Below are 16,940 nucleotides of genomic sequence, written 5' to 3' on the forward strand. Positions count from 1 at the left end.
CGCAGGCGGGCGTTCAGGATAATAGTGGTGCCGCCTTTACAGACAGAAACCACACCCGGGCAACAGCCGACGCGATCAGCGCAGTCAGAAAGATCGAGATCGTTGGTACCGCCAGCAACGTCAGCGAGAGCGTGCATAGGAGGCCTACCGACAAGATATATGCCGCATTTACCGTTCGGTGTGCGCCTTCCTGCAGCAGGAGGATCATATACCCTTGCTGCGCAGCGGCTGGGATAAAGGCGACGAACGCAGCTAGAGTCACGAATTGGAAGGTTACAAGGCCGATATCAGGCTTGTGGAGCGCATAGGCGAGCGCGAAGGTAGCCGACACAGGATACAGTGCGACGCATAGCCGGATCGACTTCCGCCGGAGATGTTGAACAGCTGCTAGCCGTGCCATGTGCGTGTCCGCCCGAGCCAATGCGGAATAGCTGCGCTGATATTCTACGTTGATGGCAGCGCTGGCCGCGCCCTGCGTCGACTTGGCCAACCGGTACATCGCAACCGCGGTCGGCGGGCAGAAGGCCGCAAGGATCATGGTCTCTATCGAAACGCTACCGTTCTTCAAAAAATTTGTAAGCTGCGCCCCGCCCAAGAAACGAATGATCGCACCTCGATCAGCCCAGCCCGATGCCAGCGGCGCTGAGTCAAGAACGCCGCGATGACGTCGGACCCCTGCCAGCAAAGCGACCGTGCGCAGCGCATTTGGCACCGTGCCGACGGTCAGCAGCGTCAGCAGCGAGGCATTGCGCAGCGCCAGCGCAGTCAGCCCTGCTGCGATCCAGCCGACCATGCAGGCCGCATCGGCCAGCATGACGCTGCGCCCCCGGACCAAGTAGCGCAGCTTTGCGACGGCCGCACCCTGCGCGCCGCCGATCCCGGCGACCAACGCGAGCAGCGCCGCTCCCGTCGGGGTTGCTCCGGGCATGGGCCAGACAGTTGCTGCTACCGCAGCGCAGACTAGCGTCGCAACGACCGCCGCGACCGCCTCAATTGCGAAGCCAATCCGAAAGGCTTGATCGATGCCTTGGCCACGGTTCCTGACTAGAAAGAAGACGAGGTCGTGCGTTCTGAACGTAAGCGCCGTTACGATCAGGAAGACCGCTGCCTGTAACGTCATCATCTGGCCGTAGCGCGCCGCTGGGATCAGGAAGGCGAGCGCCAGCCAGAATATGCTGGAAGCACCAAAATTGGCGATGGCGAAGAGCGTCTCAATGTTGCCGCGAATTAGCCGCAGGCCCCTATCAATTGTCAGCGACATCGAGGAACAGGTCAGTGATGTAGGTTTCGACCGCCGCGAGCGATTCATGGGTGAAGCCGCCGATATGCGGGGTGACGAGGAGCCGGTCGCCCAGCGCGGCGACATGGTCGCGCATTGCAGTATTGATCGGATCGGGTTCGCCCCACAGAACGTCCAGCGCCGCCCCCGCCAGCATCCCGTCCGTCAGCGCCGCGAACAGCGCGGGCTGGTCGACAATCTCGCCGCGCGCCGTGTTTACGACGATCGCATGATGCGGCAGCCGGCCGATCATGTCGGCATCGATTATCCCGATCGTTGTCGCGTCGAGCGGCAGGTGGATCGACAAGATGTCGACCTGCGACAGTACGGTTTCGCGATCACAGCGCATGCAATCGGGCACGCGATCGGGTACGATGTCTAACGCGAGCACCCGGCAGCCGAAGGCATGATATAACGGTGCAACCATCCGACCGATCCGACCATAGCCGTAGAGCAGGACAGTCTTGCCCCGCAGTTCGCGACCCTTAAAGGGATAGCGGTTCCACCGGCCCGACGCGACGTCGCCGGCTGCGGGTGCGAGGCGGCGGATCAGGCCGAGTGCCAGCGCCAGGGTATGCTCGGCCGTCGCATGAATATTATCAAGAAAATCAACCCGGCCTTGCAGCGAGAGAACGTTCACCCCCTGCGCGGCGAAATAGTCGAGATCTATATGGTTAAGGCCAGTGGTAGGCGACACGATCCAGCGTAGCGAGGGATAGCGGGAATGGAAGGCCGCATCAATTACGGTTGCGAGCCGCACGAAAACCGTGTGTGCATCGCTCGCAGCCGGCATGTCGGGGCCGAGTACGACGACACCGCGCGCGCGCAACCGCTCCAGCGCCACGGCCGGAAAGCCATCAGGTTCGAGGACAAGGACAGTCATTTCGCTGCTTCAGCCCGTTCTTCCAGTATGGCGTTGACCAGCAGTAGGTCGATCTCCGTATCGACGTTTACCGACGAGGTGACAGGCATGACATAAGGGATCATGTGGTCGCTGATGATCCGACCGGACGCTACCTCTGCCGGCCCAAATACGTATATCGACCCATTGCGATGATAGACGGGGGGGAGGTCCTGCCTGCGTACCGACGCCAGTTCCGGCATTAGTGATTCTAGGTGTCCGTCCACGATCCGGTACATACGCGCCGGATGCGCGTCCTCTGTTTGATAAACGCTGCAGATGGGGGTCCGCCCGCTGGCGAGAAATAAGGCGATAGCCGCGTCGATATCGCCGGGCTCGCGAAAGGGCGATGTCGGTTGAAGCAACACGATGACGTCCGCCCGACTCGCACCTTGCTCGGCTCGAGTCGCCAAGACGTGGCGGACGGCATCGATCACCGGACTGTGATCGGCCGCATAGGCGCCTGGGCGCACGATCGCTTCCACCCCCTCGTCGCGGGCGATTGCCACGATCTCTGAATCATCGGTCGACACAACAATTGCCGATGGCGTTGTTGCGGCGCGCGCGGCTCGGATTGTGTGGCTGATGAGTGGAATGCCGCCAGCGTCACGCCGGTTCTTGCGCGGAACGCCCTTAGAGCCCGCGCGCGCGGGGATGAGGCAGAGGATTTCAGGCATCGTGGAATCGCTTGCGTGTATCGGGCTTCGCCGTGGCTATCAGCTCTGCGATCCGCTGGCCAGCATGGCCATTGCCGTAAAGCGTGCTGGACGCATAACGGCCATGGCCGATCTGCTCTTGCACGGCGCGGCCAATCGCGTCGACATTGCAAGCGACATCGACGACGTTCGCGCACCGCTCGCGTCCGACTTGGCGATCGCCGATGTTAACAACTGGTACGCCCAAAAACGCAGACTCGCGGATACCGACGCTTGAATTGCCTACTAGGCAGCACGAACGGCGCAGCAGTGCCAAGAACTGGCGCCCCTCTAGGTTCTTGATGAACCGCATAACTTGACCGCCAGCGCGCTCGCGGAAGACCCTGATTGCCTTCGATGTGCCGTCGGACCCGGCATCGACATTTGGCCAGAACAGGATCGCCGGCATTGACAGTGCATCAACCGCCTCCAGTACCTGCGACATCTGGTTAAAGCTGTCGGAATGTGTGTCGGTCTCGGGATGCTGCATCACGACGACAAAATCACGATCGAGATCGACATGCGCGCCGGTACCGAGCGAATCGAGCACGGCCTGTAAGTCGGGTGTCGTTACTGTATCGGATTCGCGCGCCAAATCGACTGAGGGACAGCCGGTGACATGGATCGCGCTTGGTGCCTCGCCCATGCGAGCCACGCGGCGACCCGCCATGTCGGTTGCGACCAGGTGCAGATCGGCCAGCTTAGTGATCGCGTGACGGACCTTCTCGTCGATATTGCCGGTGATCTCTCCGCCTTGGACGTGAATCAGTGGAATGCCTAGATAGGCTGCCGCCACCGCGGTCCCCAACGTCTCGTAGCGATCAGCGATCGTCACCACGATGTCGGGTGTGCCACGGCGCAGGGCGGCCGCCGTATGATTGATGGTCGCCGCCGTCGTCAGCGCCATGTTCACCAAGTCGTCTCCCTCAACAAAGGTGTAGAGTTCGTCAACCACTACAAAGCCGTCCGCACGAATTAGGTCGACGACGCGGCCATAGCGATCGAGCAGCGCCGATCCCGAACATATTACGCTCAGTTCGACGTCGTCGCGCGCTTGCAGTGCTTCTAGTGCGGCGCGGATGCGCGAGTAGCTCGGACGCGCAGTGATCGCGACCCAAACCCGTTTCTTACACGACATCGCTAATATCCAGCAGGTGATGGACGGGAAGGTCGCCAACGGCGGTGCGGCCGATCAGCGCGTTCCGATCTGCATAGGACAACCCCCCGCCGGGCTTCTTGTAAACCAGCATGTCCGTGCTGATCCGCGTACCATTGGGCACTGCGACGGCTGTGTACAGGCTGCGCCCGAAGATACTGAGCTCCTTGCCCAAGCCACCTAGCTGGCGATCCTTGTCAACCGGATGCTGGCGCATTCGCCACGCCATGTCGATGCCATCGACCAGACGCCGCAAATCATCCGGGGTTAGAGAGGAGGAAATGTCGGGACCGAACAGGCCCTTGTGCAGTGTAAGGTGAACCTCGATGATTGCAGCGCCAAGATAGGTTGCGATTACCGCCGGGTGTGGTGTTCCGGAATGGTCTGACAGGCCGATCGGCACGTCGGGTAGAGCCGCGCGGAAATCCGACACGATGTTTAACCCGACTTCCTCAGCGGGGGTAGGATAGCGTGTTGTGCAATGCAGCAGCGCAACGGCATTGCCATTAGCCTGGACGCGGCGGGTAGTCGCGATCGCCTGATCGGGCGTAGCCAGCCCGGTCGACAGGATGACCGGTTGCCCAGTCGCCATGATCCGGCCGAGAAGTTCGTCATTGTTGATCTCGCCTGAGGCAACCTTCCACGCCGGCATGCCAAACCGCTCCAGCCAGTCGCAGGCCTTTAGCGAGAAGGGCGAACTGAGAAAGGTAATGCCGCGAGCGTCGCAATGCGACTTTAAAGTCGCCCATTGATCGAAGCTAAACTCCATCCGCTTCCAATAGTCGTAGCGGCTGGCGTCTTGCCGACTGAAGGCTACGCGCCACGGTTCATGCGGCGTGCTCTCCTCGTCCGCGATATGAGTTTGGAACTTAACCGCATCGGCGCCTGCCGCCTCGGCCGCATCGACGAACGCCATGGCGTTGCCTAGACTGCCTTCGTGCGCCTGCGCTACCTCAGCGATGACATAGGGCCGGTGTTCGGGCCCAATTACGCGGTCGCCAATCTGCATCACAGCCGCAGGTCCGACTGGCCACGCGGCAGGATGTTCTTTAGATCATACAGGACGTGGCCTGACTTCCCCAGCCGGCGTAGTGCCGCCTCTCCCATGGCCACGATCTCGTCATGGCGAACTGCCAAAACAATCGCGTCGTACGTGCCGGCCTGAGGATCGGCGACCATTGGCAGGCTGTAATGATCCTCAACGTCCTGCGCCGCCACCCAAGGATCGTGGACATCAACCGAGCAATTGTAATCACGTAACTCCCGGACGATGTCAATTATCCGCGTGTTGCGGATGTCTGGGCAGTTTTCTTTGAAGGCAAAGCCCATGATAAGCACGCGGCTACCGTCGACCTGTAGGCGCTGCTGAAGCATCTTCTTGATCAGTTGCGAGGTAATGTAGCTGCCCATGCCATCGTTCAGCCGCCGTCCGGCTAAGATAATTTGCGGATGGTAGCCGATCGATTCAGCCTTATGCGTAAGGTAATAGGGATCGACGCCGATGCAGTGACCGCCGACCAGTCCTGGGCGGAAGGGTAGGAAGTTCCACTTGGTCCCGGCAGCCTCCAATACGGCCTCAGTATCAATGCCCAGCTTGTTGAAGATGATCGCCAGTTCATTGATGAGCGCGATGTTAAGATCACGCTGCGTGTTTTCGATCACTTTGGCTGCCTCAGCAACGCGGATGCTCTCGGCTTGGAAGGTGCCGGCAGTTATAATCTCGTTATACAACGCACTAACCAGCGATGCGATTGCCTCGGTCGAACCGCTGGTCACCTTGCGGATATCAGGCAGGCGATGGCTCTTATCCCCGGGGTTGATCCGTTCCGGGCTGTAGCCAGTAAAGAAGTCGAGGTTGAAGACTAGACCGGACACTTCTTCCAAGATCGGCACGCACACTTCTTCGGTAGCACCGGGATAGACGGTCGACTCATAGATGACGATGTCGCCGCGCTTTAGTACACGGCCGATTGTTTCGGATGCTCTGACCAGTGGGGTCATATCGGGACGCTTGTGCGCGTCGATAGGCGTCGGAACGGTGACGATATAGCAATTGCAGTCTGCAATATCTTCTACCGACGCAGTGAAACGCAGGTGCGTGGCAGCCGCCAGCTCGTCCGCCTCGGTCTCGAGCGTATGATCGATACCGTTGTGCAACGCGGTAATCCGCGCGACGTCTATGTCAAACCCCACGACCGGACGCTGCCGGCCGAATTCGACCGCCAGTGGTAAGCCCACATAGCCCAATCCGACGATGGCCAAGTTGAGATTGGCCAGTACGGGCACCGGCGTCTGCACAGGATCGCTCACTTCTGATAATACTCCCGAAACCAGCGGACGAAATCTTCGATGCCCTGCCGATAATGTGTTTGTGGACGATAGCCGGTCAAGCGCTGGAGCAGAGATGCGTCGGCCCAAGTGGCGGGAACGTCGCCCGGCTGAATCGGCATGTAGTTGCGTATCGCCTTAACACCGAGACTGTCCTCGATCGCCTCGATAAAGTCTAGCAGCCGTACCTTGTCTGAATTGCCGATGTTGACAATTCGCCAAGGCGCAACCGGGCTTAGCGAATCTCCCGGGGGCACCGCAGCTGCGTCAGCCGGACGCACCGGCACTACATCGATCAACAGACGGATGGCGCGGACTAGATCATCGACATAGGTGAAGTCGCGGTACATCTCGCCGTGATTGTAGATGTCGATCGGCCGCCCCTTGAGCATGGCGTCGACAAACTTGTACAGAGCCAGATCGGGACGGCCCCAAGGGCCATACACCGTGAAGAACCGGAACATCGTCGTGGGCAGGTCCCACAGATGCGCATAGGCATGGCTCATCGATTCCGTCGCCTTCTTCGTGGCGGCGTAGATCGTGAGCTGGGTGTCGGCCTTCTCGGTTTCGGTGAAGGGCATTTCCTCGTTGGCGCCGTAGACCGACGAAGTGGATGCCATAAGCAGGTGGTCTATCCGATTGCGCCGCGCGGCCTCCATAACGTTAAACGTGCCGATCACGTTCGCGTCGAGATAAGCGCGAGGATTCTCCAAACTGTACCGCACCCCTGCTTGGGCTGCGAGGTGAACGATGACGTTCGGCGCGAAGGCGTCGATCGCGGCATCCAGCTGCTCGCGATCCTCCAGCATCGCCTCAATAGCCGAGAAGCGCGGGTCCTGCGCCAAAATAGCATGGCGCCCTTTTTTAATGCGGATGTCGTAATAGTCGGTCATGCCGTCATAGCCGTATACGACGTACCCCTCCGCCAATAGTAGGCGGCAAAGGTGGAAGCCGATGAAGCCCGCGCTTCCGGTGACAAATATGCGTCTCATCGATTATACGCTTTCCTGGTAGCGGACGTTCATGGCGAAGTAGATACTGGTCCTAGCCGATCGGGACGAGCGAAACTCCGGAAAGAGTGAGGACAGCGGACGCACTGTCCATGTCGGCGCTGGCGAGAATACGCAACTCGATCGTCCGGCATCCTTCGGGAATTGCGATATCGGTTTGCACGTCTGTGGTATGTTGCGGCATTTCCTGTGACCAGAAGGCGCTCTGGCCGGAATGGTCCAAGCAATAGCCTTCCCAGTACACGTCGAGCCCGGATTCGTCTGCCCCCGGTGTAACGGTCTGGCGCAAGCGCCATGTGCCGGGCTGCTTAAAGACAATACGCCGCGCCACGATGCCTCGCGTGCCACTGCGAGCGCTGATCCGCAATCGGTCGCCCTCGTCGTAGCTGGCACCGAGGTCGGCATCGTCGGTCAGTTCCCAGGTAAGTGGTCGCAGCCGCCGGTCGGTCGTCGCGCCGGAAAAGCCGATCACACGAATCGATGCTTGGTCGGCCGGTGGCAACGTTGCGGCGTAACTGTCCAAGCCTGAAAAATCTTTGTGGACGACGAACGCGCCGATCAGGCTTGCTTTCGCAGCGCGAAACGGAAGATCGTTACGCGCGGGAGCGACTTCGGCAATGAGAGCGGCAAGGTCGCGTGGCTGGCCGGTCGCGACCGCCTGCCTCAAAAACGCGTCACTCCAAGGGCGATGCGAGCGCAGATAGCGCGCAAGGGCAGCATTAATTCGGGGTTCGGCGATCGCGCTCGTGAGCACAGGAAATAGCAGAGCAGGCGCCTGCTTTGATGTCGTCAGCGCTATATCATAGTGCGACAATGCACGATTAATCTTGCCCTCTGACACTGCAGCTTCAATCATCCATATCTGCGTCGGCAGGTCACGGCGCGAGGCCCGCTCGGCTAGCGCCATCAGCGCGCGCGAATTGGGGGTATTCCCCTTTAGGCTGCGCATTATCGCGAGTTGGCGGATCAGGTCAGCGCTAAGCGGCTCGCGCCGCAGCGCAGCCGAGAGCATTTCCTGCAACTTTTGGGCGCTCACAGTATCCGTCGCGACCATGGCATCGTCGACCTGGTGTGCCAACGCAACGGAATGATAAGGCACTGCGAGTAGTGCAAGGTCGGGGCGGCTGCGCGCGAACGCATTTCCAGCCGCGTCCTGTGCGACGACGACGGCACCCGCCAGAGCCGCAAGGCCGCCGAAACCAATTGCCAACGACCGGGAAAGAGAAGGGAAGCGCATAGCGAGGGCTTGACGGTCAGGTTCGATCATCGCCGTAGCGGTCGCCGCCATAGCCATAGCCGTACCCGTATCCATAACCGCCACGCCGCTGTTCGAGCTTGGTCAGGATTACGCCGAAGATCTGCGCATTTACCATTTCCAGCCGAGCGATTGACGAACGGATACCCCGGACCGGCACACCACTAGCCTCCACGACGAGGATGCATCCTTCAACCGCCTCACTAAGGATAGGTGCGTCTGCCAGGCCAAGGATCGGGGGGGAGTCAATCACAACATGGTCGTATTGGCTGGCGATGCTGGCGATAAAGCGCGGTAACCGCTCGCCGGTAAGTAGCTCAGCGGGACTAGGCGGGATCGGCCCCGCGGGGATGAGTGAAACACCTTTGTATGATGTCACTTGAAGATTGCTCTGCCAGTCGTCGTCTCCGGCTAGATAGTTGCTCAGGCCGGCAGTGTTGGGGCATCCGACCAGATAGTGCTGCGTCGGCGAGCGCATGTCGGCATCAATCAACAAGACGTTTTTACCGGTGCGTCCGATTACCATCGCCAGCGCCAAGGCGGTCGAGCTCTTTCCCTCTTTTGGGCGCGTGCTGGTGACAGACATCGTGCGGGGAAGGCCGTGGCTGGTCGTGAACGCCAAGTTCGACCGGACGCTGAAATACGCCTCGTAGAGGTGCGACTTAACGTCGCCCAGTTCGTTGACGACTTCACCTTCCACGTTCGGCGTATTGCCCAGAAATGGCAGGCCGAGCAATGTCTGCACCTCGGCCGGTTCGCGCACGCCGTCGTCGAGCTGTTCTCGAGCGACAACAACGACGCCGGCGACTATAAGCCCGCCGACCAAAGCCAACGCTAGGTTAAGGAATAGTTTAGGCGACGACGGTAGGCCCGGAATCTGCGCGGGCTCAACTACGCTTATATTGTCCGCGCCGACATTAGCCGCGATGCCGATCTCCTTGTAGCGCTGAAGAAGCGCATCATAGAGCTGCCGATTGGTGTCTGCGTCGCGTTGATATACGTTCCACTGAATACTAGCGCGCTGCTGCTTGGTCAGGCCACTGCGCAGGCGCTCAACTTCCGTACGCAGTTCCATCTCTCGTGCCAGCGACTGACGGTATTCCTGCATCCGCCCGCCGGCGATTCGATCAGTTTCCTGGCGGATCGCTGTATCTAGCGAGTCACGTTGCCGCGCCAGCGCCTCGACTGTGGGATAGCCAGCCTCGTACTGGACGAGCATCTTTGCGTATTCGGCCGCGACCTGCGCACGCTGCTGACGCAGCCCGGCCAGCGCCGGACTGGACAGCGCTTCGCTAGTAGTACTGCCCGCCGCGCGTAAGCGGCTTTCGGCCAGCACCCGTGCGTCGATCGCGACGTTGAGTGCGGTGTTCAGTGCGTCGAGATTGTTCGCCGCCAGCGTGCGAGTGCCCTGGGTCTTACCCTCCGCATCGCGCGTCTGTTCGAGCGTGACGATGCCTTCATCCGAGGCGTAAGAAACTACCATGCGCTCGGATTTCTCGAGCCTCTCCCGCAGGTTGGACAGCCGTCGTTCCAGAATGCGCCGCGCCTCGGCTGTGGAATCGATTTGGCGCTCCATGCTCTTGGCAATGAAAGCCGCGGTCCAAGCATTGGCGACGCGCGCCGAGAAGTCCGGCGACCGACTGGTATAGTTGATGTTAACCAGCCGCGACGTGCGCACCGGCACGATGTCGACATTGGCCAGCAGCAGGTCCACAGCTAGCTTCTCGCGCTTGCTGTTACGCTCACGACTGCCAACTGCCAGATCGCCACCGGCGTTCTGGACTCCGTGTGCAGCAAAGAATTCGTCGTTGCCGGCCAGCCGCAGGTCACTGGACACTCGCTCGGCGACCGGCCGGGTCTTTAGCAATGCATATTGCGTCGCATAGAACTCCATGTCGCGCCCGGCTTCCTCGGACTCGATGCTCTGGACGTTGGTGATTCGCTTCTGCTCACGGCTTATCTCGAGCTGGGCGCTGGCAGTGTAGCGCGGTGCGGTCAGCAGCGTCGCGATCAGCGCCGCTACGACGAACACGGAGACCATACCGACGATCGTCCAGCGTCGCCGCAGGACCGCGTTCCAATACTGCAGTAGCAGCGGTGAAATAGTTGAACTCATGGGTTGGGATGTGGGCGGGGGGGGGCCATCGGGATCACTTACCCGATGAGGTGAGGCGAAAGCCGGGTCGCGAAGCATATTCATAGGATATCCAGACGATTACCCCGGGCGGAGTACGGCGCGGCGTAAATCCGTCTCATAGCTATTGGAGCGCCACGATCAACGGCGTCGTCAGCAGCGGGGCTACTGACACCAGATCGCGGAACAGACGGCGTCCGCGCGATTCTCCAACCATCACTACGTCGTTGGCAAACACTTCGGGGTCTGCGTAGGCGCCGTTGCGGATCGCGCGAAGGTTGTAAAGCGCGGCGTACTTGCGGCCGCCGGACGTACGAAAGACCACAATGTCATCCAGCTTTGTGAACTCAGTTGTACCCTTGGCGGTTGCGACTGCCCGCAGCAGCGTCATGCGTCCGATGACTGGGTAGAGCCCCGGCTCCCGTACCTCGCCTTCGATCGTGATCACTTGACTAACGGTTTCCTTTAGGTTGACAGTGACCTGTGGATTGCGGATGAACTTGCCGCGCAGTTGCTGCTCGATTAGAATGCCGACTTCTCCCGGCGTCTTGCCGGCAATCTCCAGCGTACCGACCAGCGGAAAGGACATCCGTCCGCTTGCATCGACCTGAACCTCCTTGCCACTAAGTGCGTCAATCCCAAACACGTCGATCGACAGCTTATCGAACGGGCCCACATAATAGGGACGCGCGGCGTTATCGGTCCGGTCAGGTGCTGGCAGTTCGCTGCTTTCTACGATGTTCAGCCCGGCCGCACCGCCGAGTTTCGGCTGGTGTGCGCACCCGGTCGCTACAAGGCAGGCAGGTAGCAGCAATGGCACCAATTTTCGCATAGGTTAGGTCAAATCCTGAACAGGAAGAACCGATAGGTCGCCGGCGTCTGGTCGCCAACGTCGCACCAATCTCATCTCGACGGCCCCAGCTAGGACTTGTAGAGCGTTTGGGTACAACCTTTGGCTTGTATAGCTGCCGGTTAGTAAATTGCGCATCAACATGCAAGTAGATGACGTCAGCGCGCACCGTAGCCCGTTGTTCGCATGCTGTCGGGAGGACGTCTTGGCAAAGATACAATCTCCGGGTGGCCATCGCATGATCTCACGTCGCATGACGCTCGCCGCTGCGCTGGGGACTGCTGCCGCGACTGCTGCGGGTTGGACGCTGGACGCATGGCCGGCCATGCCGAAACCCGACCATCCCCGGCCCGCCGGTCCAGTTCGAACTGTCTACGTACGCGAGTACGGGGCTAGGGGAGATGGCCGGGCGGACGACACGGCAGTATTCCAAGCAGCGCATGACAGCTTGCCCGACGGCGGCGTCATCGTGGTAGATGCCGGCCTGTACGACCTGCGCTCGGTCGCAATCAAGCACCGCTACGTCACAATCCGGCTAGCACCGAACGCGGTGCTGCGCCGCATCGGCCCGATCGACTTGGCCAGCCGAGGCATGTTCATGCTGGAATTGGTCGGCGCGCATTTCACACTGGAAGGTGGCACAATTGACTTAAACGGTGAAGGTCCGATGGGAATCGGCATCCCCGGGCGCCTACCGAACCGCTACGGTGAGCGGAACATTGCTGAAATTCGCGCGATCGCGGGGCCGGCGAACGCGGCGATTTATGCCGTCCGCTCGTCGTTCGTCGTCGTGTCCGGCGTGACCATCAGGAATTCGGGGGAGACCGCGCTGCTCTGGCGCAATTGTGGCCACGTCTTGGTAAAGGCGTGCCGTTTCGCCAACCTCGGCAATTTCGGAGTCGAATATTCTTTGGTCGCCGCTGATCATGACGGTGGCACGGGACCCATGCCGGCGCGGGGCGATTGCATCGTCACGCACTGCGCTTTTGAGGATATCGACGATTACGGCCTAGGCACGGGCAACGGCGTCGGCGTCGGCGGTGGCGGAGGCAGCGATTTGGGGACTTTCGGAGGGTTCGAGATCGCGGACTGTACGTTCGCTCGCTGCCAGCGCGATATTCATTTTGAGTTTCTATCCGGCAGCCGCATCGAACGGCTTAGCATCGCCCACGTCCGCTCGCGCGATGCGCGGCAAGGCAGCTTTGGGCTGATCGGCGTGCGCGATGCGACGATCGATGATTACATCGCAATCAATCCTGGATCCGCGCCGACTGCCGCGCTGGCCGGTCAATATCCTAGCATCTATGGTGGTATTCTGTCGGGCGATTTTGATCGTGTCCGCCTGAACAACGTGCAGATTCTGGATCGCCGCGACCACGGCGTCCGATCCGGGCGACAGGCAGCGATCGCGAAAGGAAGCCAGGAGTGCGTAGTGCGTGATGCGACGTTCGGTGCCAGCGATGTCGGGGCTTTCCTAGGGATTCGCGGCGCTAATCCGAACGGAGTCTGGTATGTGGGCAGGATCGCTGCTGTCTTGGCACACGATCGCGTCAAGGTAAATTTGCCGGCGGGCGCTACGGTTCGGGCCGCTGCCTATGCCTATGGCGGAGCGACGCGAGAGGGGCTGGTGTTGACGCATGGCGGTCGCGTCACAATGCAGGCTGTGCAGATCGCCGCGGGCAGGAGCAGCGGGCTACCGGGTGAGCCGCCCGCGGCTGGCCTCCGTGTTGAAGAGCTGGCCGTGCCGCTCCAAGCCTCTGCAACGACGATCGCGGCGCCCCCCGGCGACGTCGGCGGAGCGGTGGGCATCCGGTCGGGCGCGGCCTCTAACCTGCCAGGGATAGCGGTGCGTGGTTTCGCCGTTTCTGGACCAATATCTTGATAGTGTGTATTTCCTAGATCAGCGCCTCCGGCATCGTCTGCGGTGCTCATCGCCGTCGCTGGCCTGCTCGGGCGCTGGCCGTGCTTCCAACCAAAGGAAAGCGATGACGAAGAACGCCATCATTGACGGAACGCGCAGCGGATAGTCGCCGATGCTGGCCAGTCCCAGCAATAAGAGAACAATCGTGGCAGTCCGCGCCAACAGCGGATTAGGTTGCCCGCCGCGCCGCCATGCCCTCCATCCCAGAATGACGACTGCGGTAACCGTGGCCAGCAGGATCGCTAGTCCGGGTAGCCCAGCCGTCATCCCCACTTCCAGCCAGTCGTTATGAGCATGGTTCGAATAGTTCAACGTCAGCACGTCGCGCGGCTCGTTTGCCTGAAAGACCTTGATATAGCTGCCGATGCCTGATCCGAACGGAAAATACTGGCGGGTCATCGCTATCACCGGCTCCCAAACCTGCAACCTCCGGTCCCCGGTCGCATCGGACGCCAGCAGGCGCCGCAGCGATTCAGCGCGGGCTGCAAGAACGAAGATCAGGCCGAGCAGGACTAAGCAGGCGCATCCGCCCGCATATACCAGCATCGCTAGCCTTCGCGTGGCGCGGGGCGCTCCCACCAGGCGATCCAGCGCAAGAAACGGAGACAGTAGGATCGCGAGCAGCGTGCACAGCAGCCCTGCACGCGAACCGATTACCAGGACAAGCGCCACTAGAAAGATCGTGATGGCGCACACCAGCCATAGCGTCCGTTGCCCGTCGCGTGAGTTCGATCGACCGATTGCATAGGCGGCCAGCAGCGGAAGCATGCACGCCAGTAGTACGCCGCCATGATTGCGGTTCGCGAACAGCCCGTTGGCTGTCCCCATAGTGGTCTGAGCGTACAGGAACGGGAGGCCGGTATTACCGGCGACCTGCACTAGGCCGAGCAGTCCGGATGCCACGCCAAAGAGGATGAATACCGGTACCAGCATGGCTCGTTCGCGATCATCCAGACGAACAGCTAGTAGCAGAACCGCCATCGGCACAGTCAGCGAGTACAGGGCGTTTCGCGTCATCGCGGGCACCATCGTCAGAGGCCGCCAGATAGCGCCGATGCCGCTGGCGCGATCGATCTCCGCGATCAAGTCGCGACCGGGTAGCGCTGTCCAGAGCGCGGGCGGCAGCGGCACGAGATGAAGGACAGTTAGAAGCACTGCGGAACCGAGCAGGGCAAAGGCCACCGGAAAGCGGCGAACATCGTCTAAGCGCATCTTGAACAGGCTATACGCCATGACGAGCAGAGCCAGCGGCCGTAGTAAAGCGAGCGATTGTACATCAGTTCGCGAGGCGCCGCCGCCGAGGAAGACGACGATCAGAAACACATTGAGTATCCGGAACGTCGGACTGGTCCGCACAACACGGCCTTCGGATGACGCGAACGATGGCATCGCAAGAACATTCCTGCCATATAATGAAGGAGTCGCGCTTATGCAGATGACCTAGTCAAATGAAAAGCTATACCGTTAGGCTTACGGCCACTGAAACCCGATTGCCGGCATTTTATGTCCCAATAGGCGCCATTCTCGAGCAAATCTTTGGCGCACGCGGAGTGAATTTGCGGCCAATGCGTTAAATTTTCGCGACCGAGGCCATTTTCTATTTGGTGCGAAACGACGCAAGCGTCCAGCCGATGCGAAATTGTGGTGATCCTAGTCGATCACGTCGCGCTCGTCTCCAAAACGTGCGGTTGACCATCGTGCGATCAAAGACCGATCGGTCGGTCAGGCGCAGTCATCGCCATAGCCCGACGTTCGCGAATTCGTTTTCAGGCGTTAGTGTCCGAGTGGATCAGGGCTTTGGACCGAACAAGCCGCCACGTAGCCTGATCGGTCCGATGTGTTAACCCCCAAACTACGCTCCATCGGACAATTCACGGCTGTGCAACAGTATGCCACCGCTGCTGGCTATGACCCCGCACAGTTCGCGAGGCATTTGCTACGCACTGAGTTCCTAACCATAGGCATCGCCCTAGATGCAACAATCTCCAAGCCCCAAGAGGTCTGCCGGCACTGCCCATGTGGAATTGTTGTGTTGTGTCCAAAACGCTGAGTTACTCAAAAGTTATTTGAAAAATAGTTTGTATAGAATTAAGATTATGTAACAAGATCGAACACGTTAAGGCACGCTAGACAAAGCAAAGGGGACCGAAATCCCCTTTGAAATATACAAACGCTTATGGCCCGCCCAACATGGGTGAGAGAAATTGTAAAATCAGTTACTGTCGGCATCGCTATCGTTGCTAGCAGCGACCACGACACCAGCAACCACGGCAACACCCGCGATAAGGGCGATAATCAAGCCGCCGCCAGCAAGATCGTTATTCTTTGTCGACTTGGCACCGATGCGAACCGACTTTGCAACCGAAAGGCTTGCCGCCGGGTTGTTAGGAGCAGCTACTAAGGGAGTCGCCACAAGCGTAGTAGCAGCAAGTGCTGCAAGATACTTTGAAATCATGGAAGGCCTTCCATCTAAATGAACGTTAGACCATTGCATCGCAGTGAATATATGTCAATATAAAATATTGTCGGTAATGGACGCATCCGCGACAACCATATGCAGCGCAGTTGTTTCGAGCGACGGTCGGGCGCTGCGTGGCATGTCGGTAGCCAAGGCCCCGCTGTCAAATGAAGCCTGATCCAAGCCGACTCCGACTGCCAAACCGGCGCCCTTGGTAGCGGGAGCTTGCCGCCTGAGGTCGGCAATTGTGCCGTTTGCGAGTATCTTGCGGTCCTTTACGATGCTGCATCCGGGGCGGCGACACCGGGCATACCAAAGTTTCGCCGGTCGATCCGGTGCCGCGCTTGATCTGTGTGCATGGCGGGCAGGCCTATTATGCTCACTAGACCAACTACCTCATCGATCTCGGCCATCGAACGCTTGCGGAACCGCTTTAGCGTCTGGCCTAATGGTTGAAGGCGGACACGCGGTATGGCTCGCCCGAGATGGTGGCTTGGCTGGTAACGAGCGCTACATTCAGCTTCATATCACAATGTTCGGTAAGTCGGTTCGCCGTGACTGCCTTTTCGGGCGCGCCAAATTCAACTATAGCAACAAGCGAGATGCTTACAGGTGCCCGGCTGGAGAGAAGCTACGTCGTTACTGGCATGAAGGCCGTGCCGCGAAGGAGCAACAGCCATTTGATGGACTTTACAGATACTGCCTCGCTAAGCGGCGTGCGATCTACGCTGCAGGTGTTACCGGAACGATCCATTGGAAGATCCTCCGCTCCGTCCTTAAAGGCGTTCGCGATCTTGCTCGCCATATCACCGCTACCGACACCTATGTAACGTCTCGGTGAGAGCCAGAAAGTCGAAATGCTGTTCGCGCACTCAAATGCATCCCTAGGGTCAGGACTCATTGGTCATAGCCAGAAGATGACGGTGGCCGCGAGCGCGACGGCAGAGAAGAAG

General features: G+C 59.9%; 13 protein-coding genes. 1 reads left to right on the forward strand and 12 read right to left on the reverse strand.

From position 1 onward, the window contains the following. Positions 1–13 precede the first annotated feature (13 nt). The 10 genes from IFT67_RS16955 to IFT67_RS17000 all read right to left on the reverse strand — a co-directional run bounded on the left by IFT67_RS16955 (position 14) and on the right by IFT67_RS17000 (position 11,590). Positions 14–1,261: a hypothetical protein gene (locus IFT67_RS16955; protein WP_192239334.1), complete on the reverse strand. Its 1,248-nt coding sequence runs from the start codon at positions 1,259–1,261 to the stop codon at positions 14–16. Further along, positions 1,245–2,162: an NAD(P)-dependent oxidoreductase gene (locus IFT67_RS16960; RefSeq protein ID WP_192239335.1), complete on the reverse strand. Its 918-nt coding sequence runs from the start codon at positions 2,160–2,162 to the stop codon at positions 1,245–1,247. The genes IFT67_RS16955 and IFT67_RS16960 overlap by 17 nt, the downstream gene beginning before the upstream one ends. Then, positions 2,159–2,857: an acylneuraminate cytidylyltransferase family protein gene (locus tag IFT67_RS16965; protein WP_192239336.1), complete on the reverse strand. Its 699-nt coding sequence runs from the start codon at positions 2,855–2,857 to the stop codon at positions 2,159–2,161. The genes IFT67_RS16960 and IFT67_RS16965 overlap by 4 nt, the downstream gene beginning before the upstream one ends. Further along, positions 2,850–4,013 carry a UDP-N-acetylglucosamine 2-epimerase gene (neuC, locus tag IFT67_RS16970; protein WP_192239337.1) on the reverse strand — a complete coding sequence of 388 codons (1,164 nt, stop codon included), beginning with the start codon at positions 4,011–4,013 and terminating at the stop codon, positions 2,850–2,852. Before neuC ends, IFT67_RS16965 begins: the two co-directional genes overlap by 8 nt. Beyond that, a complete protein-coding gene (locus IFT67_RS16975; RefSeq protein ID WP_192239338.1) occupies positions 4,003–5,040 on the reverse strand; it encodes an N-acetylneuraminate synthase family protein in 1,038 nt (345 codons plus the stop codon). The genes neuC and IFT67_RS16975 overlap by 11 nt, the downstream gene beginning before the upstream one ends. Continuing rightward, complete coding sequence (tviB, locus tag IFT67_RS16980; protein WP_342450642.1) at positions 5,040–6,341, reverse strand: Vi polysaccharide biosynthesis UDP-N-acetylglucosamine C-6 dehydrogenase TviB; 1,302 nt, start codon at positions 6,339–6,341, stop codon at positions 5,040–5,042. Before tviB ends, IFT67_RS16975 begins: the two co-directional genes overlap by 1 nt. Next, positions 6,338–7,351, reverse strand: coding sequence for an NAD-dependent epimerase/dehydratase family protein (locus IFT67_RS16985; protein ID WP_192239339.1), 1,014 nt, complete (start codon positions 7,349–7,351; stop codon positions 6,338–6,340). The genes tviB and IFT67_RS16985 overlap by 4 nt, the downstream gene beginning before the upstream one ends. A 52-nt stretch (positions 7,352–7,403) precedes the next feature. Beyond that, complete coding sequence (locus IFT67_RS16990) at positions 7,404–8,636, reverse strand: hypothetical protein (protein ID WP_192239340.1); 1,233 nt, start codon at positions 8,634–8,636, stop codon at positions 7,404–7,406. Continuing rightward, the gene (locus tag IFT67_RS16995; protein ID WP_192239341.1) at positions 8,623–10,740 is read right to left on the reverse strand and encodes a GumC family protein; all 2,118 of its coding nucleotides are present in this window, start codon (positions 10,738–10,740) and stop codon (positions 8,623–8,625) included. Before IFT67_RS16995 ends, IFT67_RS16990 begins: the two co-directional genes overlap by 14 nt. 142 nt (positions 10,741–10,882) lie before the next feature. Continuing rightward, positions 10,883–11,590: a polysaccharide biosynthesis/export family protein gene (locus IFT67_RS17000; protein WP_192239342.1), complete on the reverse strand. Its 708-nt coding sequence runs from the start codon at positions 11,588–11,590 to the stop codon at positions 10,883–10,885. 271 nt (positions 11,591–11,861) lie between these two features. Here IFT67_RS17000 and IFT67_RS17005 point away from each other — a divergent pair, with 271 nt between their 5' ends. Further along, entirely contained in the window at positions 11,862–13,490 is a 1,629-nt protein-coding gene (locus IFT67_RS17005; protein ID WP_192239343.1) for a glycoside hydrolase family protein, read from the forward strand. An 18-nt stretch (positions 13,491–13,508) separates the two neighbouring features. On the opposite strand, the gene IFT67_RS17010 is transcribed toward IFT67_RS17005, so the two are convergent. Beyond that, complete coding sequence (locus tag IFT67_RS17010; RefSeq protein WP_192239344.1) at positions 13,509–14,852, reverse strand: O-antigen ligase family protein; 1,344 nt, start codon at positions 14,850–14,852, stop codon at positions 13,509–13,511. A gap of 889 nt (positions 14,853–15,741) precedes the next feature. Further along, positions 15,742–15,984, reverse strand: coding sequence for a hypothetical protein (locus tag IFT67_RS17015; RefSeq protein ID WP_192239345.1), 243 nt, complete (start codon positions 15,982–15,984; stop codon positions 15,742–15,744). Positions 15,985–16,940: the final 956 nt, after the last annotated feature.

Origin of the sequence: Sphingomonas sp. CFBP 13728 (genome assembly GCF_014841895.1) — a bacterium.
In the GTDB taxonomy this organism is placed as follows: Bacteria; Pseudomonadota; Alphaproteobacteria; order Sphingomonadales; family Sphingomonadaceae; genus Sphingomonas.